Genomic DNA, 19,961 nt, shown 5'->3' on the forward strand with positions numbered 1-19,961 from the left:
TTTCCATGACATAAATATTCACTAAACATCCGTATTTAATCACAGTTTTGCGGAGGGTACCCGCAAACTGCATCCATTGCAATACTATTCATTAAATACATCTAGTTATTCAGCCGATTTGTCGGGTAATTGGTCAAATAACGTCTAAGTGTATGCGAATATGTTGCGTGTGTTAGAAAATTGTAGCACGAGAGGCGAATTGCGCAGTGAATTATGGGGCGCATTGTGACTGGAATAATAAAATGGTAAACAAATGTGATTTTGATCTGACTAACTTCTTAGCCAGAAATTCAGTTAGCCTTATCTATTCTAAGGTTTTTAGCAGTGTCAAAATGCCGTTCAGCGTTTCTTGTACCGTTGCAGTGTGAACCTATTGAGCCAAATCCGATTGAAGTATGTCGCTTCAATCGGATCGAAATTTTATGCTTTTTGTTGACGGCTAAGTATGTATAGGTAACTCCAGTAAATCAGAGCTGTAGAAAAAGCCAATATTGCTGGGAAAACCAGCGTATATAAACCATATACCGTAAATAGAGCCGCTCCCGCGACGCCGCCAAACAAAAAGCCAAAGAAAATGAATAGGAATAATTTTGCTTTACGTCGGTCAAATTGACGACCTCTCAAGCTCTCTCCAATCATAATCCCTAGATCGGTGATGATTCCGGTCATATGTGTGGTTCTGACTACTGCGCCGCTAAACGTGGTGATCATTGCGTTTTGTAATCCACATGCTGCTGATGCTAGATATTGGCCGTACAAATCCCCTTGCACCAAAAAGCCCAAGCTGAGTAAGAGCAAGCTTCCTTCTATGCACAGTGCAACACCATATCTTCGTCCTAGCTTTAACGCACTGCTTTCAATAAAAAAGCCGCTAAAGGCAGCGCCAATCAAAAAGCTAAATACGATGAAGAGCAGGTGAATGGAGCTATCCACACCTGTTAGCAAGCTGTTCCCTAGCTGAGTTACGGTTCCCGAAAGATGAGTTATCGCTTGGTGTTGAAAGCCGAGAAGACCAACGGCGTTGACGCAGCCCGCGAGAAGAGCTAGTAGAAACGCGCCATATTCCACCCAACGAGGAAGTCTGGAAATCACAATAAACCCCCACCAAATATTAGGAGCCGATTATAACGCTCACACCGAGTTACGAAACCCTTTACAGTAAAACTCGATTGATCATTCTCAAAAAAATCTCACTTATAGGGTGTTTGTCCGAGCCAAAGTAAATATGTGAACGTGGATTGCCCGCTAGCAGATGTGTTCCGTTGTGCATTCGAAACTCACCCACCCGTGTTTCATTTGTTCATAGACTGAAACGGTAGGTTGGTGGAACTCTTTATCGGTAAATAGACCGACGGGAATGATCATGATTTCTGGGTATGCAGCAACGAACAACCTCATTGTCGTGCCGCAGGATGGACAAAAGTCATACTGAACCTCACTGCCATCATCGCCAATTCGGGTATAGCTAGTGACTTCACCGTTTAAAGTGACGTGCTCTTTTTCAAAGCGAGCTTGTACCCCAAAAACACTGCCAGTTCGTTTTTGGCATTCGAAGCAATGGCAGACAGACGTGTGGGTGGGCTCTCCCTTACAACGGATCTCAACTAAACCGCAGGCGCACTCGCATGTATGAATGGTTTTTGTCATCGTGATTACCTATTTGTCCCAATACACCAATAGACCTAGAGCACAGAGCTTGTGTCACTAGCTCGTTATGAGCTCTGGACTTGAAACTATTTGGATATAATCAGTTTAGTTTAATTTTGAAACACTTGAAGAGGTGAAATCATTTGGGTATACAATGGTATACTCGCTTTTCGTTTATACCTTGAAACAAGGAAGCTTTCATGACTCACAAAAAAATCCTGCCGATACCACTTATTCTACTTATTCCAATCGTTTTATTAGTTGTGGTTGTGATCGCGGGTGTTTATCGTTTTAGTTTGTCTGATGACGAGATCATGGCTAAGTTTCCTCAAACAGAAGTAGAAACTAACGTTATTGTGCAAGAGACGCTTGGTATCACTGCACGTAATCCTTGGACGATCCAAGTCCCCGAGCAGGGTGCGGTCACTTTTCTTGATGAGTGGGATAAAGAAAACGGCTATTTGATAGGTGACTATGATGCAGGTGCGACGAAAGGTCAGGTACTTGTCCCAACTGCGTCGATTAGTCAGCGTGAGATTGAAGGTGTTTCATGGGTTGTTGCACCGATGATTGTAACGACACAAGGTAGCGGTTCGTTTAACTATGTTGGCTTGTTCAAGTTTGACCCCGTGCCGAGCCGAGTTGTACTTTTAGACAGTATTTTTGTTGGTGACCGCGTGAAATTTACTCAGCTCGAATGGAAAAGTGATACAACTATCACGCTTTCATATTTAGCGCACGGTGACGATCAAGCAATGGCAGACACGCCAAATCAATTCAATTCATCCACATTACAGCGTGTAGGGAATAACTTACATATGCAACAGTGATGAATTTTTTTTGAGTTCTGTAAAAATTCAGTATTTTCTGCGCTAGATCTCGAAATTTCCTAGTGATTTCTTATTCGGGAATGCATAAGCTATGAGCCTTGTTTGAAAGGAGATAGTAATTCCCGTGTCTACAAATGAAATTACAAGACGGTTGCCGAATCTGACAAGTCGTAGAGCGCTGCTGTTATACTCCTTGCCAGTTTTAGTTGCGATTGGTGTTTCTCACTCTCTCAAAGAGTCATCTTTAACCAAAACCATCGCATTGAACCTACCTGAATCTCAGGTCGTTGAAAAAATTCTTGATGCGACAACTGCCGAAGTTGTCACTCCCCCGAACTTCGAATATCAAATCCAAGCAGGTGACAACCTAAGCACTATTTTTAGTCAGCTCGGTTTCGGTTACAGCTCGTTAATGAAAGTAATGGAAACGGATTTGAACTACTTGGCACTTGATACACTTAAGCCGGGCAATACGCTCCGTTTCTGGCGTGATGATGCGACAGGCGAGTTAGCGAAAATGGAACTGCAATTTTCTATTGCAGATAAGGTGGTCTACAAGCTGAATAGTGATGGTAGCTATGACTTTACTGATATTTCCATTCCTGGCGTGTGGAGCCAAGAACCTTTAGTTGGCGTTATTCAAGGCAGTTTTTCTTCTTCTGCGAGTCGTTTAGGTTTAACGTCGGCGGAAGTGAGTCAAGTCGTAAGCTTACTCAAAGAACAACTTAACTTTGGACGTGATCTTCGTGCAGGTGATCGATTTGAAGTTGTTCGTCGCTCACAAAGCATCAATGGTGTACCAACAGGTAAGAACGAAATTGAGGCGATTAAGATTTATAATCGCGGCCGCGAGATCACCGCTTACCTTCATACTGATGGTCAATTCTACAATGCCAAAGGTGAAAGCTTACAGCGCGCATTCCAGCGTTACCCTGTAAGTAGCCGTTGGCGTATCAGTTCTGGCTTCAACCCTAATCGTTTACATCCAGTAACGGGGCGTGTTGCGCCGCACAACGGCACTGACTTTGCTGTACCAACCGGTACACCAGTCGTTTCTACTGGTGATGGTACAGTGATCATGACTCGTAAACACCCTTATGCGGGTAACTACGTGGTTGTTGAGCACGGCAGCAAATACAAAACCCGTTACTTACACCTAAGTAAGATTTTGGTGAAGAAAGGGCAAAAGGTTTCTCGAGGCCAGCGTATCGGTCTTTCTGGTAAAACAGGTCGAGTGACTGGGCCACACCTTCACTATGAGTTGATTGAATACGGCCGTCCAGTTAACGCTATGCGAGCAAATATCCCAATGGCGAGTTCTGTTCCTAAGAAAGAGATGGCTACTTTTGTCGCGAACAGAGATGAAATGGATAGACTATTACGCGATAAAGAGAAAGCAGTGCTGTAATAAAGTACTTCGCTTAAAAAACAAAAAGAGACTAAGCATAGCTTGGTCTCTTTTACTTTGTACATTAACTAGATTTGAATTCTATGACAGCAGTCTGTTCATTACGTTAGGCACTCCGCACTTCATGTTCATTTATCAGGTGTACGATTTCTTCAACACTGTGTGGACGAGAGTAAAAATAACCTTGGATGTAGTGGCAGCCCATTTCAATTAACTTTTGTAGTGCTCTATCGTCTTCTACGCCTTCGGCAATCAAATCCACATCAAGCAGCTCTGCCAATTGCGCTATCAAAAACACTACTTGTTCAGAGGTTGTATTTGAGAGCATGTTCTGCACAAAGGTAGCATCGATTTTGATGCTATCAATCGGATAATTGTGTATATAGTTCAAGCTTGAGTATCCCGTACCAAAATCATCCAGTGCGACTTTAAAACCCAAGTATCGCAACGAGTTAAGTACCATCTGTTCACGGCCACTTTGTGAGAGTAAGACGGTCTCGGTGAGCTCTATAACAAAGTCTTTTGCTTCGTGCTGATACTTTTCAACCATGTTGGTTAAGTGATTAATATAACGGTTGGAATCAACCAGCTCATACGCTGAGCAATTGATGGAGAGTTTGACTTTATAGCCTAGGTTCGCTTCGAGTTCTTGCTTTGCGATACACGCGAGTTCAATAATCCGTTCACCTAACTCGATAATCAGGCCTGATTGTTCGGCAGCTTCAATGAACTCTGCTGGAGAGATATTTCCATAGATATTGCTATTCCAACGAGTCAAAATTTCAAAGTAATTCCAGCGGTCGCTCGTGATATCGACGATCGGTTGAACCACTACATACAACTCATCGCTGTCTTGTATATCAGTACTTAGCTGGATTCGCATTGCCTCAATAAGCTGCGTCCTACGGTGGTATAACGCACTAAGGTGTGTGTCGTAATGCTGAATCCGTGTATCGCGGTGTTTTTTACAATCTTTGAGAGCGAGACTGGCATTCAAAATCAGCTCATCGCTGTTCAACATATGTACTGGGGCACGTGCAATACCAATACTAACGGTGAAAGAAATCCGGTTAGATTTGTCGCTGTAGCCGCTTTCAATTTTGTCGAGTACTTCCTGACACACGGCGACAGGATCTTCGTCGTACGTGATGAAGGCGAATTCATCTCCTGCAACACGGAACGCATTGTTTGGCGACGACAAGCTCTGTTGAATGGCGTTAGCTGTGAACTTAATGATTTGGTCGCCGATATAGTTTCCGTTGATATCATTGATCGATTTGAAATTATCGATATCAAGATACGCCAAACTGAATGGGCGAGTCGCCTGCTGCGTTAATGTCTCCAAGGTATCTGCTAAACAGCTACGGTTGAGCAGTCCAGTTAGGTTATCATGCGATACCTCATAGCTAAGCTGATTAAGAAGCTTATCTGAACGTTCACTGACCCACTTTTCACGTAAGCTATGAATAATGACATTGGCATAAAATCGGTGGAAGTCGAGGATATCTTGCGCTTCTTTCGCGTGGATGCTTCGGGTAAAGGTAGACAGTAAAATTCCCAGAACTTCGCCATTTTGTGTCTTCAATGGCAGGCCAATGTAAGCTTGAATGCCATCTTCTTGAAACATCTGATCTTCAGGAAAACGCTTGTATACCTGGTCTTGATAGAAAATATGTTCGCCAATGTCTTTCGCCACTTTTTCACAGGGGGTGCCTGAAAGGTGGTAGCTTAGGTTGTCTGTAATTTTTCCATTGCTGGCGAAGGAAATGGTATGAGCCGAATGCTGAAGATGCGCAACTTCTACAACGCAAGTGCAATGGCTCTGCAAGTGTTGATGAATATCTAGCGTGACTCGGTTTAGCTGAGCCGTGCCGTTTAGCTTCAATATCTCATCAATTTTGTGGAAACTGATTTGTACCTGACCCATTGAGCATTTCACCTAGCGTTGTTATTAACATATCGTGTAAGACACGACGAATTATTATTTGATATGCATCAAATAAACTATCGGTTACTAAGGCAGATTTTTCAAATTTTGTGAACGAACAAATCATTATTTTCATGTTTTTATGCTTGAACCTTTTAAAGGTATAGCGATAAAAACGCTAAGCTAGGCGCGCTTCTCCTCTTCTAATCGTGATTTGAGATAATCGAGGAATAGCTTAGTCCGGGTATGCTGATAATCCAGCTTTGGATAGTAGGCATATACAGTGGCTTTATCCGCTGTGATATCGGGCAGGATAGGGACTAACGCGCCGGATTTGAGATCATCTTTGATCATGACGTTGTTCGTCATCAGAATACCCATGCCTCTTTTGGCACCATGAAACAGCGCTTCTGGGTTAGTCGTGGCAAAGTTACCGGACAAGCTGATACGTTTACCTCGATTGGTTTTGATTTCTCGTGAGGGCTTTTCACCCCAAATCAGGACATTATGCTCTGTCAGATCCTCAACGCATTGTGGGGTGCCGTATTTTTTTAGGTAACTAGGCGCAGCGTAAAACTGGGCTTTATGTTCGAAAAGCGCAGTGGCTTTGAAACTCAGAGAGTTCAGTTGCTCTAATTCCCGGCTAATAAACAGGTCTAAGCTTAGCTCTGGCAATTGGCCTGGTAGCGTTGTCGTTAATTGAAGCGTGATGTCTGGATATTTATCAAGAAAATCATCAAGATAATGAACTAGAAACTTGGAACCAACGGCCAGCGTTGCCCCAATTTTTAATAGCCCCGCTGGTGATTGGTTGACTGAGCGAGTTTCATCTAATACCGATTGCCATGAATCAAGCTGACTTTTTGCTCGTTGATAAAACAGCGCACCAGCTTCAGTTTGGCTAATTGAGCGGGTCGTACGTTTGAGTAGTTGAACGCCAATTTTATCTTCTAGCCATTGAACTCGCTTACTGATAGCTGAGCTGGTGGTATTGAGTTTCCGCGCTGCTGCATTAAAGCTACCTTCTTCGACCACACGAATATAACTCTTCACGCTTTGAATCCAGTCCATTGTATCTCCTTGGGAATTAATTCCTTTCCAACTTAGCTGATTATCATCTTTGAGTATCAAATATACACTGTTTGCCATCAATCTGTCACAAAGTAGGAGGAACGTTTGCGTAAAACACCATTGTTATTAGCGATGATGATCATTGCCACAGGCCAAGTTGGCGTTAGTATTTATCTTCCTTCTTTGCCATTGATTGGTCATGACTTGAATTTGCCGCAACATTCGATTCAGAATCTCGTCACGCTATTTCTCGTTGGCTTCGGTATCTCTCAGCTTTTTTACGGCCCATTGTCTGATGCGATTGGTCGTCGGCCGGTGTTTATTCTGGGGCAAAGTGTATATCTAGTTGGTACGGTTATTTGCATCGCGTTTTCGGACAACATTGTTGCCCTTGAAGCGGGACGGTTACTGCAAGGCCTAGGAGCGGGCAGCGCTTCGGTACTTGGTCGGTCAGTACTGCGTGATAGTTATGACGGTATGCAATTAACCAAAGCGCTATCTTATATTTCAGTCACTGCTTCAGTGATGCCAATTATTGCTCCGCTGTTTGGTGGCTGGATTGCTTTTCACCTGAGTTGGCATGCTGTCTTCGTGTTTGTGCTGATTTACTTAATGGCAATTTTTACACTTGGTTTATTGGTGCTGCCAGAAACGCTGCCTTATCCGAAGAGAAAATTTAAAGTAGGCGAAGTAAGCGCGAACTATTTGCGTCTGTTAACGAATACACAAGTGATTGGTAGTGCGAGCTACAACTGGCTTAGTTATTTATCGGCTCTGGTTACGCTCTCCTTGTATCCATTTTTAATGCAACAAGAGTTAGGATTTACGGCGGCAGATTACGGCTCTTTGATGATCATACCATCAGTTGGTTTGCTGACGGGTAGCTTAGTGCTGAATTTGATCAATGCTCGTTACAAAGCTCAGCAAATCTTGCTGATGAGTTTCGCGATTGTTGCTGTTGCTGGCTTCATGTTGTTGGTTACCCCCTTCAGTGTATTTTCATTGCTGACGGCATTCACGTGTTTAAGTTTTGCTCAAGGAATGTCATTCCCGGTATCGATCAGTTTGCTACTTTCACCACATAAGCAACAGGCAGGCTCGGTTTCTGCGCTATCTGGTTCTATTCAAATGTGTTTAGCAGGTTTGTTTGGTGGGTACTTAGTAGACTCATGGGTTACGAATCAGCAGCAGCTTGGGGTGTTTTATTTGTTTATTGCGTTACTTTCTTGCTTTGTTCTTGTACTAAGCCAATTTCGTAAAGTGCCAGAAGGGACGGTTCAAGCAGAAACTTCCATCTGAATATACTTGCAACCAGAAGGTCGGCTTTCTAAAATGCGCAGCTAAATTAAGTCTGGCCTGTTGTGTATACTGAATGACTTGGTTTGAAAGGAAGAGGGCGAACCTTGATACTTCTCTCAAGCTTGGAATACATTTCTGCCCAATGGCTATCCGATCTCTAATCGTTAGGTGAAAGAATGCAACAAAACGAATTTGAAACACTGGTAAAAGAAATTACTCAGCAAGAAAGCATGCCAAAGGCACTTGAAATCTTGAAGGCGTGTGAGGAAGAAGAAGTTGCACAAGCGGCGCAATCCCTAACGGGTCAGTTTGGCCTTGCAGAAGTTGATGGTGAGAAACGTATTTACCATATTACCACTCAAGAAGATGAGTCCGGAGAAGAGCAAGAATACGTAGAGCACGTCATGAATGAAGGCGATCACTTGATCAAGTTTGCAGCGTGGTTCTTTGAAACATTCTTTGAAATCAAACAGAAAGATACGTACGTCGCAGCGGGTAAAACATACCAACAACCTAAGCGATAGACGCTCATTTCAAGAAATCCACGAAAACCAAACTGAAAGTTAATTACAAAATAAATGTGACTGGAGTCTTGTTTTTATCTAATTGTGGTGTAAAATTACTACATAGTTAAGTCAATACATTCAGGAGAAGGTCATGGGTAACGAACTTGGTGGTGCTTATATTGGCCAGATGATTGCAAAAGACGCGATGCACAAAGCGCTTTACGGTAAAGCGAAGAAGAAAAAAGCTTCTGTTTTTGCTCGTGTTATTAAAAAACTGGCGAAATAATTTAAAAAGCCCTGATTGAAAAATCAGGGCTTTTTGCTTTTCTCTGTTTTGTTGTTAGTAAGTAGCCAACATATTGCACAACATTGGCAAAACGCTACTCAAAGACTGATGACATTTAAATCTAGAATTACGCGGATTGGCTTGGTATCTCCACAACATTGTTAGGCACTTTATCTAGCCCCTTTGCTGATAACCACTTTTCTAAATCGTCAGCGCCTCCAATATATTTTCCATCTAACCAGATTTGCGGCACTGTTACCGGTGTTTTTTCGCCAATGATGGCTTTTACTTCAGGAATCATGCGGTATAAGGCGGCGCTGTCTTTAACTACATCATGGTACTCATACTGAACGCCAGCCTCGTCAAGTAATTGTTTGGTTTTGACACAGTAAGGGCAAGTTGCTTTACCATAAACAATGTTGCCTTTTAGCTCATCGCGTTTTACCCACTCAGCAATAACAGACTGTACAAGCACACCCCGATTCAATGCTTCTCCTTGGCTGATAACTTTCCCTTCGACAAGAAGAATGGGTGCATGCCAAGCACCAGCTTTTAATGGTTCCCACCAGTGCGATAACCAATCTTTTACTTCAAGTTCAACGGGCACATCGGCTAGTTCGTTTTCAAAAGTATCCTTTAAAATATCTTTGGTTAATGTACATTCACCACAAGGAATATTGACTTTGAATGGGCCCCAACTACCAGCCCAGCGATACAGTGTAATTTTGATTGGTTGACTCATATGGGTTCCTCATTTCCTTTCCTGAAAATATAGAACTTTTAAATTAGATTTTTCTTTCAACTAACTTTGTCTTTTTCGCTTCCCAATGCGTAATAAACGCAATAGATGCAATAATAATCGCAGCACCTAACCATAAACGACCAGGAGGCACCCAACCAAACACCAACCAACCAGCAACAACATTCAAAGGCAGTTTGGCGTGATCAAATGGTTGCACAAATGAGGCGTCTGCTACTGCATATGCTTTAACGATAGCCCATTGAGCGAGTGCTGTAAGTGCACCTGCGGCTAAAAGCACACCCCATATCGTCCACGTATCTGGCATAGTAAACGTCGGTATCGCTAACAAGATATTAAATGGCGTTATCAGCAGTAATAAATAGACGACCATGGTTGAAGGCGGATCGTTTACCGACATTTTTTTAACCATTAATGAATACGCTGCCCAGAAAAATGCGGCGCCAACAGGGAGCAGGGTCGCCCATGTAAATGAGTCTGCCCAAGGCTCAAGAATGATCATGGCACCAACAAACCCCGTCAATGTAGCGAGCCAGCGTGCAGTACCTACTTTCTCTTTGAGTAACAAGCCAGAACCAACTGTGGCAAATAACGGGGAGGTCATGAGAAGTGCAATACCTTGCCAAATTGGAACTGGGTAAGCGAGAGCCCATAACCAAAGTTGAATCCCGATAACAGAGAGAAAAATGCGGAATGCATGCCAGCCAAAGTGTTGGGTTCTTAAAGAACGTCTAATCCCAAGTGTACGTAGGTAGGGCAGAATAACAAATAAGGCGATTGCATATTGGAATAACGCAAATGTGGTGGAGGAGACACCAAAGTTGATGCTAGCAATTTGGGCGAAGCTGTTCACTATGGCGAATGCCAAGCCAGCTGTTAGCATCCAGGACGCACCTTGAACAGGATGATGATTCAATTGAAAAATTCCAGTTTGATAGAGGTGGCGGGATCATACGTCCTATTGTTTTTCGCGCCAATAAAAAAATGCCTCCCAGAGGGAGGCGACATTACCAATTCAAAGGACGTGCCTGTTATAACAGGTACAAAGAACGAGAAGCACAAACGCTGCCATGCATTTGCATAAATAATATTGCAGAACACGTGCCAACTTTTATATATTTGATTTTAAATGGTTTTTTGGTTTTTCTATGTTGTCGATTAGATGAAATGCACTAACTTAGTGATCAATCGCATTAAAAGAGGGCAGAAGTAGGCGTCGTTACGCTCGTCTTTCATTGCTGAGCGATGCTTGGATAGTGTGAAAACTTATCGAGTTGTGTTGGGTTAAATAAAAAATGGCCAGCAAAGGTGCTGGCCAAGTGGACTCGCTCTTAGGACAAGAGTGAATTAGAAATCGTAACGTACGCCTAGGCGCAGTGTATCTTCGCCTTCTGTTACTAGACCTGTTGTTGCATCTTTTGCTTCATCAAGTTGGTTGATGTAGTAAGACAGGTAAGTACGGAAGTTGCTGTTTAGTTTGTAGTAACCAACAAGCTCGATACCTTCAACGGTGTCGTACTTTGAACCGTTGTCTGGATCATTCTCTTGAGCTGTGTATAGAGCTGCAAGTGTCACTTTGCTTGCTACTTTGTAGCTTGCGACTAGCTCGTAAGCCGTAAAGTCTTCAGAGTCAGTCAGGGAACCTTGAGAATAAGTACCTGCTAGGTAAAGGTTGTCCATCGAGTAAGCGATACCACCTAGAATTTGATCTTCAGAGTTATCTTTATCTACATCGCCACCAGAGTATGCAAGACCAAAGTCGAGGCCCATTGGTAGTGAGTACATTCCAGAGATGCCGTATTTATCTTCGTTATCGCTAGAGTTTGCTTGGTAGGTTGCTTGAAGTTGTAGTGCATCAAACGCACCACGGTATGCGAAAACGCTGTCTTGCTTATCAGAAGACGAATCAATAACTTGCTGAACACCAGAGAATTCAGTGATATCCGTCATGTCAGAGATGATGACTGCAGCCATGTCTTGACGACCTACAGAGAAAGCACCGATATCAGAGTCGACGCCTGCATACATGTAGCGGTTTTTGAATTCACTCTTGCCCGTTTTTTGTTCGGCTTCGTAAACACCGAAAGCAGAAAGGCCGTTGCCGATGTCTGTTTTACCTTTTAGGTTAAGACGAGCACGGCTTTTATCTTCCATAGAACCTTCAACTTCAGCACCGTCTGAACCGATGAAGTCACCACGAAACTCAACGCGGCCGCCAACTTTTAATTCAGTACCGTCGTTTTTGTATACAGTTGCTGCGAATGATGGTGCTGATACCAATGCTGTAAGAATTGCAGTAGTTAGTGCTGCCTTTTTCATTTTCTTATTACCCTAGTTGTAATCGATGGGCTTTCTTGCCCGATGTGTTGATGACGCTAAGGTAAAGGCTGAAAATGAAAGATAGATTTCTGTTAAGTTATGGTTTGATTGCACTTTTATTGCTGGCGAGAATAAGTGCCCCTTCTCATACCACTTATAAAAAGAAAGGTTTATCTTTTTTGAGGTTTTTTCCTCTCCGCTGAAGACTGTGTTTTTTTCAAAAAGTTCCTGAATTGTTTCTTGACCCTAAATGTAAGTAAACATTTCAATTCGGCAGGGAAGTTTGGCCTAAAAATAGCGAATCATCAGCTATTTGTGAGCTAACTCTCTCTAAAGCATTTCTTATTGTAAGGTTTTTATTTCTCGATTTTTTGAAGGCTAAGTAAACGATTGCTTTTTAGGTTTTGTCTGAGATCTTTTCACTCGGTTGTCAGGAACTAATCAAATAAAGTATCGGCAGTTGTTACACAAAGGTAAAACTAATCTGGTGGAAACGATGCCTCGGATAGCCTTTGTATTCCTCTCTTTGTTCATCATTTCGTTTTTACGAAAGTGAACCAAAGCCGGGTCTAAAACTGACTAACCAACTAATAAGTAATGGATTTAGAAATGAATAAAAAATTATTAGCAGCGGCAATCGCGGCAGCAACCTTCGGTACTCAAGCAGTTGCAGTGGAACTATATAATAACGATGGCACAACATTTTCGATGGGCGGCCACGTTTCTGTTAATTTAAATGGATCAGAGCAAGGTGACACGGATGTGGGTACTAACTCTCCTCGTATCAATATCTCTGCGACACAGGATTTGGGTAATGGCTTCACCGCAGACGCACGTGGTGAATGGGCGCTAAACTACTTAGACGGTGGTGAAGAGTCGTTTAAAACTCGTCTAGGTTACTTAGGTATAACGCATGAGGTTTATGGTCGTGCAGTAGGTGGTACGCAATGGTCACCTTACTACGATGTCGCAGGTATTGCAGATATGCCAATCGCGTTTGCCAACGACTTCATCTATGACGATCATGGAAACCTTGGCACTGGCCGTGCGGATAAAATGCTTTCTTACCGTAAAGCCATCGAGCTGGGTGAAGCGGGTGTGATCAACTTTGGTCTTGGTTGGCAGGGTGCAAACGATGATTACACGCGCAACGATGCTGGAGTTATAACTGGCGGTGCTAAATACGATGACCGTGTGCAAGCTGCGCTTTCTTACTCAGTCATGGGCGCTAAAATCGGTTACTCTTACAATGGCGGCGATTTCCAGCACCCTGCATATGCAGGTAAGCACACGGCGGAATCACACGTTGTATCAGCATCTTACGGTGCGTACGGCCAAGGCCTATTCCTTGCTGCGGTTTATGGTTCAAACGAAAACATGAACTTCAGTGCAAAAGGCGACCGTTTAGAAGAAAGTGATGCGTACGAAGCGATCATCGCATACGCTCTAGCAAACAGCCTAAACTTGAGTGTTAACTATGAGATGGTGGAAGGTAAAGAGTTTAAGAGCTCTAAAACAGAAACTGCTCGTGAAGAAATGGCACTACAAGCAGAATACAACTTCACGCCTAAATTTGTTGGTTACGCGGGTTACCAGTTTGACCTAAATGACGACAATGGTCGTGAAACTGATGACAAATGGGCGTTAGGTGCTCGTTACTACCTATAATAGGGTTTAGCGAGAACTATTATTCAAGCTCATTGATCTAAAGCCAGCCTCGTGCTGGCTTTTTTGTCTATTTGTTTTACAAATACTTTGCTGTTTCAATTAGATGATACAAAACTCAAAACGGGGTGAATGTCTTATTTTTTACACTAGAGGTTGCTATTTAGTGTCGTTAAGTCAATAGGTTAGATTATGATGGGATTTTTGTTTTGCAGGGAAGAATGATGAGTGTTATTCAAGTTGAAGAAAAGAAAGTAGAAGTGGGTAAAGTGCTTTGTGTTGGACGAAATTACGTTGAACATATTCATGAGCTTAATAATGCAATGCCTGAGCAAATGGTGGTATTTAATAAACCCGCAACTTCCGTATCAACAACTCTGCGTTCATTCCATCAAGAGCCCCTTCATTATGAGGCTGAAATCTGCTTTTTGATCAAGGATGGACGTTATTCAGCGGTTGGTTTGGGATTGGATCTGACCAAGCGTGGTTTGCAATCCTCGCTTAAAAATCAGGGGTTGCCGTGGGAGCGTGCTAAGGCATTTGATGGCTCTGCTGTGTTTAGTCGGTTTGTCTCTTTGGATAACATTGATATCAACGATCTTAACCTTGAGCTCTTAATTAACTGTGTTCGTGTACAAAAAGGTCACGTTAACCAAATGCTCTACCCGCCGCTAACTATCCTGGATGAATTAACCAGTTACACAACACTTCAAGATGGCGATGTAGTGATGACTGGTACACCAAAGGGCGTTGGTGAGGTACATGAAGGTGACATCTTCCTTGGTCGATTAAAGTGTGGCGATGTCACCTTGTTGGAGATTGAGTGGTTGGCGGATTAAAGCCAAATTCGTAGAACGAGAAATACCACCATACTGATAACCGTCGTTAAAAGAACATTTTTAGTAAAATACGCGATTAAAGCAGCCAGTACGGCAGCCAGTAAAAATGGGTTTTGCACATTGACGCTGAGCTCCCCATCGGGAATGAAAACGATAGGTGCCCAGATCGCAGTCAGTACTGCTGGGCTAGCGTAATTGAGTACTTTTTGAGTGCGCGTCCCTAATCGCAATGGTAGCTTGGGTTCTAAAAACAAGTAGCGGCTGGTGAAAACAAGTACCGTCATCAGTAAAATAGCCAACATGATCATTAGCGTTTCTCCTTTACTTGTTCCACAAAGTAACCAGTAAGCATGGCTAAAATGCTTGAAATCATCAAACTTCCCTCAATTTGATAATAGGTTAGGGCAACCGAGCTCACCAAAGCCACAAGAACACTCGCGAGCACCGCTGCATTTTTAATAGTCGGAACTACAATTGCGATAAAAGTTGCGGCCACAGCAAATTCCAAACCCATTTCGTTCAGTTCAGGGATTAGACTTCCCGCAATAATGCCCGTCAATGTCGCGACATTCCAAAACAGGTAAAAACTCAGACCAGCCCCAAGTGCATACCAGCGATTAAATTGTTTATCGGAATGGTGGCCTACAATCGCAAACAGCTCGTCAGTAAGTAAGAAGCCGAGTGATAATCGCCATTTTAGAGGGAGCGGTGAAATTTTACTGCGCATCGATACACTGTAGAGGAAGTGTCGAGAGGTGATAAAAAACGTTGTCAGTAACATGGTCACTAGACCTGCTCCCGTTTTAATCATTCCCATCGCGACGAGCTGTGCAGAACCTGCGAACAAAATGGCGGATAGTGCTTGTCCTTCCAAAGGGTGAAGCCCAGTATCAATTGCGAATGAGCCTGCGAGTAAGCCCCAAGGGAGCACTGCGATACTCAGAGGCATCATCGCAAGTGTACCTTGCCAAAATAGCGTGGCTTTTGATTCTTTTTTTAACGGCAAAGTGTGGTCCATAGTTTCTTCTTATTTATTCCTAAATCAGATTACCAAGATAGCTCGGTAGTCGCATAACGCCTTGTACAATATTGCTGCTTTAGCTGTGACGGACGTATTGGCCGGGAGTGACGCCCATGGCTTTTTTAAAGTGTCGATGCAGATGGCTCTGATCATGGAAGCCGCATTCTTGTGCCACGTCTGAAATTTTTTGTCCCATTTTTAGTAGCTTCTTCGCCATACGTAAACGTTGCTGAATTTGATAGGCATGAGGCGGAAAGCCAAATTGCTTTTGAAATTCTCTCAGCAGATGAAAAGGGCTTAATCCAGACAGCTTCGCGAGTTCTTCTAGTGAGACGTCCGTTTGTGGAAAGTCTTCCAAAAATTCTCTGACGAGCTGCACTTGTCGCTGAGCTCTGGTTGATTCTTTCAGTGGTGCCCGATGAGTGCTGTGTTTACTGGCTAGCTTGATCAACGTGCCGTAAACTAAAGTTTCTCTCAATAAACGGTTGTCTGATTTTTCTAGTGTTTCAAATACCAATCGTAACTGACTAGCCAGTTCAGGATCGTAAACCACAGGTTGAGGGAAATAGGGCAGAGCTACGTTTGGTGAGCCAAGCTCTTGTCCTAAAGTTTGAAACTGCTGAGGTATGGGGTACATTGCTTTGTATTCCCAGCCGCCTTCCGAGGCTGAATGCCCGTTGTGTACTTCATCTGCATTAACAAGGATGATGCTATCCTGTGGCGCGATATGATTCCCGCCCGTCCTAAAAAATTGTTGTGCACCTTTTTCGATGACACCAATAGTGTAACCTTCGTGGCTATGGCGTGAAAAATTCTGCTTCTCATACTTTGCATCGAGAAGCTCTAAACCTCCGAGCTCTTGAGCTATCTTGAAGGTAGCGATTTCCTTATTCTTTTCTTTCATCTTTATCCGGTCTGCTCAAGAAAATCATTTTAGAAGTGTAACGGATCCATCGTGCTTATTTTTGTACAAAATTGCTATTCGATTTTGATAAACAGGCGAATTGATTGCTATTTTTCGGCTGAGCAAACTATGATTTTTATTTTTTGATTTATCTTGGCTATTTTGGGCTGGATGATGTCATTTTGTTGGTATAACATTCGCCGCCTTGTTGTAGAAAAGCGGTTCCATCATGATTGATTTATCTGTACTTCCTGTTTATCTCACCGCAGTTGTCGCCTTATTGCTCTTACCAGGGCCTGATATGTTGCTGATAGCGAGCTCAAGTATGAGTTACGGTAAGAAGGTCGGTCTTTTTGCTAGCTTAGGCAATGCGACGTCTGGTGTTATTCTTACTTTGCTTGCTGCGATGGGCGTATCTACCCTGATTGCCATGAGCCCAATAGCCCTTAAAGTCCTTCATCTATTAGGTGGCGCTTACTTGTTAAAAATGGGTTGGGACTGCTTACGAGCTGAGGCATCTTCGGCTCCAGAGCTTGATGGTCAAAACAAAATGGCATCAACTTATTATCAGCGTGCTTTGATGAGTAATTTGCTTAACCCTAAAGCCTTGGTCTTTTTTGTGATGTTTTTGCCTCAGTTTGTCTCAAGCAATATCACGGCATCTTCCGGTGAGCAGATGCTAGCGCTAGGGTTATTGTTGAACGTTCTTGGCTTGTCATTCAATTTATTACTTGTTGGGTTAGCAGGCACATTGGGCAAAGGGCTGCTCGAGAACGAAAAATTCCGCACGTATCAACATAAACTAATGGGGTTAGTGTTTGTTATTCTGGCGTTGTGGATGCTGAGTAGTTTCGCCTTGTAAAGTTATCATATTCCATCAGAAAGCCAGCAATTGCTGGCTTTTTGTTTTAGGATATTGGTGTTTCCTAGGGAGAGGGTATATGAAGCTTGAATTTTGTTTAAATCCAGATCAAACAGACCTTGATTTTGTTCGTGAAGGTATTCGATCTTATAACCGACTGCATTTACCTGAAGGGGAAGTGCATGCTGTAGGCTGTTTCGCAAAAGATGAGAATGGCAAGATCATGGGTGGCTTGACTGGCGAAATGTTTAAAAATACGGTATTTGTTGAGTTTTTGTGGGTAGACGCTGAAAGTCGAACCTCTGGTCTCGGTAGCCAATTAATGTCGATGCTAGAACAAAGAGTAAAGCCTCACGGGGTTACCCATGTTTATTTGGATACCTACAGCTTTCAAGCTCTTGAGTTCTATCTCAAATTAGGTTTTGAGAAAGTGGGGCAGTACTCAGGCTATCCTGTAGAGGGCATCCACAAGTACTTTCTACAAAAGGAAATTGCAGGCTAGGGAAAGCACGGGTTAGCTTGACTTGTTCTAGTTAAAATCAAAAAAGAGGCGCGAATTTGCGCCTCTTGTTGTATCAAATATCTATGTTTCTCTTTGACTTACAAACTTTGCTGGTGCGCGTCGATAAGTTCGTTCATCTTCGCTTCTGCTGCTTGCTGTGCTTGTTCATAGCTCATATCCGCAGGGAAGAGGTTGATGACTTCGTAGTAACATTTTAGTTTTGGCTCAGTACCAGAAGGACGAACAATCACGCGAGATTGATCTTCTAGGTGATAAATCAATACGTCACTTGCTGGTAAGTCAATGGATTCTTCAGAGCCGTCGTCAAACATGCGAACCGATGTTTTAAGATCTTCGGTTACTGCAACTTTTTTACCAGCAATCTCTGTTGGTGGATTTGCTCGGAGTTTGTCGCCGATTGGTGGAGAGTTCGGGTCGAGAGCGATGCTGCGTTGTGCGTTGAAGTAGAAACCGTGCTCGCGGTACAGCTCTTCCAGTTTATCCCACAGTGTTTTGCCTTGCGCTTTAAGCTTGCCTGTTAGCTGTGAAAACGCGACGATTGCAGATAAACCATCTTTATCCCACACCTTGTTACCCACGGTATAACCGAGCGCTTCCTCATAAGCAAACAAGAATGGGTTGGTTTCTGTCTCTTGTTCCATGGCAACGTTAGTAAGCCATTTAAAGCCAGTTAATGTTTGATAGTATTGTGCGCCATGCGCCTTAGCGATGCTGCTCAGCATTCTTGAGGATACGATGGTGTTGCCAACCAAAGCGTTAGGTTGCTGTTCCAACAAGTAATCGCCAAACAGTGAGCCCACCTGATCACCTGTTAGCATTTGATACTCGCCATCTGGGCGTTTAACTGCCACGGCAAAACGGTCTGCATCTGGATCGTTCGCGCAAGCGATATCGGCATCTACGGACTTACCTAATGCCATCACCATATCCATTGCACCGGCTTCTTCAGGGTTTGGGAAGTTGACGGTTGGGAAGCTTCCATCAGGTTCGCGCTGTTCCTTAACACTTGCCACTTTTTGGAAGCCTGCGTCGGCAAGTAGCGTTTCCGCCATATTCGCGCCAACGCCATGCATTGCGGTGTAAGCAATAGATATATCGGTATTGTTGTCAGGAGTAAGCAGCGCGTTTTCATTCATTGTCTTACGGTAAGTTTGGTAGTAGTCGTCTTCCAACCAAACTAACAAACCGTGCTGTTTTGCATCATCGAGAGACATTAAAGGTAATGGCTTCGTTGTTGCGTCATCAATTTTCGCTGCGATTCCAGAGTCGTGCGGAGGAATAATCTGTGCGCCATTCTCCCAATATACTTTAAAGCCATTGTATTCTGGTGGATTGTGACTGGCAGTAACAACAACAGCGGCCGCAGCATTCAATGTACGGACACCAAACGCAACAATTGGGGTTGCTGCAACGTCATACGTTAGGTAAACCTTGATACCAAGGGCCGTCAGTACGGATGCGGTATCATGCGCGAATTGTTTTGAATCGGGACGACCGTCGTAGCCAATAACGACACCACGACTCGCGGCATCTTTGACTTGCTCAAGCAAATAGTTCCCTAAACCAGTGGCGGTCTCTTGAATCACCAAGCGGTTCATTCGGTTTGGACCTGCGCCCACTTTGCCACGTAAGCCTGCAGTACCAAAGGCAAGGCGTGAGCCAAAGCGATCAGTAAGTTCTTGTTCATTGTTCGTATCGACGAGGTGTTGTAGCTCTTCACGAGTCTTAGGATCAGGGTCTCGTTCTAGCCATTGCGTAATTAGTGCTGTCATATCAGTCATTCCTTAGTAGGGGGAGCCTACTTTCTTGGACACTTCGTTTGGTAAGTATCTCAATGTTTTCTTTTAAATCAATGTAAATGGTTCTCAATTACATTTCAAAGAGGGCAATCGATAAACCGAATTAATTTTTCTTATCCGAACAAAATTTAATCATATTTAATTTCTTGAAGAACCTTGGAACTATAACTAGCCTTTTAACATAAATATAACAAACCGTGTCGAAATCGTAGTTTTTGTGATTTTTCGTAAAGTTGTTCGATATTTGCATCGGGACGCAAGGAAGCTCGCGTAGGCGTAGCGGCTGAGCAGAGGA

20 protein-coding genes are annotated in these 19,961 nt (G+C 43.3%); 9 read left to right on the top strand and 11 right to left on the bottom strand.

All coding sequences use genetic code 11. The features are described 5' to 3' along the window. Positions 1-420: 420 nt before the first annotated feature. Together R7Q41_RS02790 and R7Q41_RS02795 are read right to left on the bottom strand one after the other, a co-directional pair. Positions 421-1,092, bottom strand: a complete 672-nt coding sequence (locus R7Q41_RS02790) for a YoaK family protein (RefSeq protein WP_005375484.1) — start codon at positions 1,090-1,092, stop codon at positions 421-423. A gap of 153 nt (positions 1,093-1,245) precedes the next feature. After that, entirely contained in the window at positions 1,246-1,647 is a 402-nt protein-coding gene (locus R7Q41_RS02795; RefSeq protein ID WP_025768472.1) for a GFA family protein, read from the bottom strand. Between the two features lie 200 nt (positions 1,648-1,847). On the opposite strand from R7Q41_RS02795, the gene R7Q41_RS02800 reads away from it, so the two are divergent. Together R7Q41_RS02800 and R7Q41_RS02805 are read left to right on the top strand one after the other, a co-directional pair. Then, positions 1,848-2,477: a hypothetical protein gene (locus tag R7Q41_RS02800; protein ID WP_017635850.1), complete on the top strand. Its 630-nt coding sequence runs from the start codon at positions 1,848-1,850 to the stop codon at positions 2,475-2,477. 124 nt (positions 2,478-2,601) lie between these two features. Next, positions 2,602-3,885, top strand: coding sequence for a peptidoglycan DD-metalloendopeptidase family protein (locus R7Q41_RS02805; protein WP_025768471.1), 1,284 nt, complete (start codon positions 2,602-2,604; stop codon positions 3,883-3,885). A gap of 106 nt (positions 3,886-3,991) precedes the next feature. Here R7Q41_RS02805 and R7Q41_RS02810 read toward each other — a convergent pair whose 3' ends face one another. Both R7Q41_RS02810 and R7Q41_RS02815 read right to left on the bottom strand, forming a co-directional pair. Next, positions 3,992-5,812 carry a putative bifunctional diguanylate cyclase/phosphodiesterase gene (locus R7Q41_RS02810; RefSeq protein WP_053350493.1) on the bottom strand — a complete coding sequence of 607 codons (1,821 nt, stop codon included), beginning with the start codon at positions 5,810-5,812 and terminating at the stop codon, positions 3,992-3,994. 183 nt (positions 5,813-5,995) lie between these two features. Then, the gene (locus R7Q41_RS02815) at positions 5,996-6,883 is read right to left on the bottom strand and encodes a LysR family transcriptional regulator (protein ID WP_025768470.1); all 888 of its coding nucleotides are present in this window, start codon (positions 6,881-6,883) and stop codon (positions 5,996-5,998) included. Between the two features lie 105 nt (positions 6,884-6,988). On the opposite strand from R7Q41_RS02815, the gene R7Q41_RS02820 reads away from it, so the two are divergent. From R7Q41_RS02820 to R7Q41_RS02830, 3 genes are all read left to right on the top strand, one after another. After that, positions 6,989-8,182, top strand: a complete 1,194-nt coding sequence (locus R7Q41_RS02820) for a multidrug effflux MFS transporter (protein WP_318071440.1) — start codon at positions 6,989-6,991, stop codon at positions 8,180-8,182. 176 nt (positions 8,183-8,358) lie between these two features. Further along, positions 8,359-8,706 (top strand): hypothetical protein, encoded by a 348-nt coding sequence (locus R7Q41_RS02825; protein WP_005375501.1) that lies wholly within the window; start codon positions 8,359-8,361, stop codon positions 8,704-8,706. A gap of 133 nt (positions 8,707-8,839) precedes the next feature. Continuing rightward, positions 8,840-8,974, top strand: coding sequence for a hypothetical protein (locus R7Q41_RS02830; protein ID WP_017635854.1), 135 nt, complete (start codon positions 8,840-8,842; stop codon positions 8,972-8,974). Between the two features lie 127 nt (positions 8,975-9,101). On the opposite strand, the gene R7Q41_RS02835 is transcribed toward R7Q41_RS02830, so the two are convergent. The 3 genes from R7Q41_RS02835 to R7Q41_RS02845 form a co-directional block, all read right to left on the bottom strand. Continuing rightward, complete coding sequence (locus R7Q41_RS02835) at positions 9,102-9,716, bottom strand: glutaredoxin domain-containing protein (protein ID WP_005375543.1); 615 nt, start codon at positions 9,714-9,716, stop codon at positions 9,102-9,104. 43 nt (positions 9,717-9,759) lie between these two features. After that, positions 9,760-10,617 (bottom strand): DMT family transporter, encoded by an 858-nt coding sequence (locus tag R7Q41_RS02840; RefSeq protein WP_005375542.1) that lies wholly within the window; start codon positions 10,615-10,617, stop codon positions 9,760-9,762. A 464-nt stretch (positions 10,618-11,081) separates the two neighbouring features. After that, positions 11,082-12,053, bottom strand: a complete 972-nt coding sequence (locus R7Q41_RS02845) for a porin (protein ID WP_005375535.1) — start codon at positions 12,051-12,053, stop codon at positions 11,082-11,084. Between the two features lie 609 nt (positions 12,054-12,662). On the opposite strand from R7Q41_RS02845, the gene R7Q41_RS02850 reads away from it, so the two are divergent. Next, positions 12,663-13,721, top strand: a complete 1,059-nt coding sequence (locus R7Q41_RS02850) for a porin (protein ID WP_025768467.1) — start codon at positions 12,663-12,665, stop codon at positions 13,719-13,721. A gap of 221 nt (positions 13,722-13,942) precedes the next feature. Then, a complete protein-coding gene (locus R7Q41_RS02855; protein WP_017635857.1) occupies positions 13,943-14,557 on the top strand; it encodes a fumarylacetoacetate hydrolase family protein in 615 nt (204 codons plus the stop codon). Here the strand turns inward: R7Q41_RS02855 and R7Q41_RS02860 are convergent. From R7Q41_RS02860 to R7Q41_RS02870, 3 genes are all read right to left on the bottom strand, one after another. After that, on the bottom strand, positions 14,554-14,865 hold the full coding sequence (locus tag R7Q41_RS02860; RefSeq protein WP_005385193.1) for an AzlD domain-containing protein: 312 nt from the start codon (positions 14,863-14,865) through the stop codon (positions 14,554-14,556). The two genes, R7Q41_RS02855 and R7Q41_RS02860, sit on opposite strands and share 4 nt — an antisense overlap. Next, positions 14,865-15,575 (bottom strand): AzlC family ABC transporter permease, encoded by a 711-nt coding sequence (locus tag R7Q41_RS02865; RefSeq protein WP_025768466.1) that lies wholly within the window; start codon positions 15,573-15,575, stop codon positions 14,865-14,867. The genes R7Q41_RS02860 and R7Q41_RS02865 overlap by 1 nt, the downstream gene beginning before the upstream one ends. Positions 15,576-15,654: 79 nt before the next feature. Continuing rightward, positions 15,655-16,482 carry an AraC family transcriptional regulator gene (locus tag R7Q41_RS02870; RefSeq protein ID WP_318144343.1) on the bottom strand — a complete coding sequence of 276 codons (828 nt, stop codon included), beginning with the start codon at positions 16,480-16,482 and terminating at the stop codon, positions 15,655-15,657. Between the two features lie 229 nt (positions 16,483-16,711). Here R7Q41_RS02870 and R7Q41_RS02875 point away from each other — a divergent pair, with 229 nt between their 5' ends. Together R7Q41_RS02875 and R7Q41_RS02880 are read left to right on the top strand one after the other, a co-directional pair. Further along, entirely contained in the window at positions 16,712-17,344 is a 633-nt protein-coding gene (locus R7Q41_RS02875) for a LysE family translocator (protein WP_005375522.1), read from the top strand. A 79-nt stretch (positions 17,345-17,423) separates the two neighbouring features. Beyond that, positions 17,424-17,846, top strand: a complete 423-nt coding sequence (locus R7Q41_RS02880) for a GNAT family N-acetyltransferase (RefSeq protein WP_053303770.1) — start codon at positions 17,424-17,426, stop codon at positions 17,844-17,846. A gap of 98 nt (positions 17,847-17,944) precedes the next feature. On the opposite strand, the gene R7Q41_RS02885 is transcribed toward R7Q41_RS02880, so the two are convergent. Further along, positions 17,945-19,639, bottom strand: coding sequence for a phospho-sugar mutase (locus R7Q41_RS02885; protein ID WP_025768465.1), 1,695 nt, complete (start codon positions 19,637-19,639; stop codon positions 17,945-17,947). Between the last annotated feature and the right edge of the window lie 322 nt (positions 19,640-19,961).

Origin of the sequence: Vibrio sp. 2096 (assembly GCF_033339595.1) — a bacterium.
Classification (GTDB): Bacteria; Pseudomonadota; Gammaproteobacteria; order Enterobacterales; family Vibrionaceae; genus Vibrio; species Vibrio alginolyticus.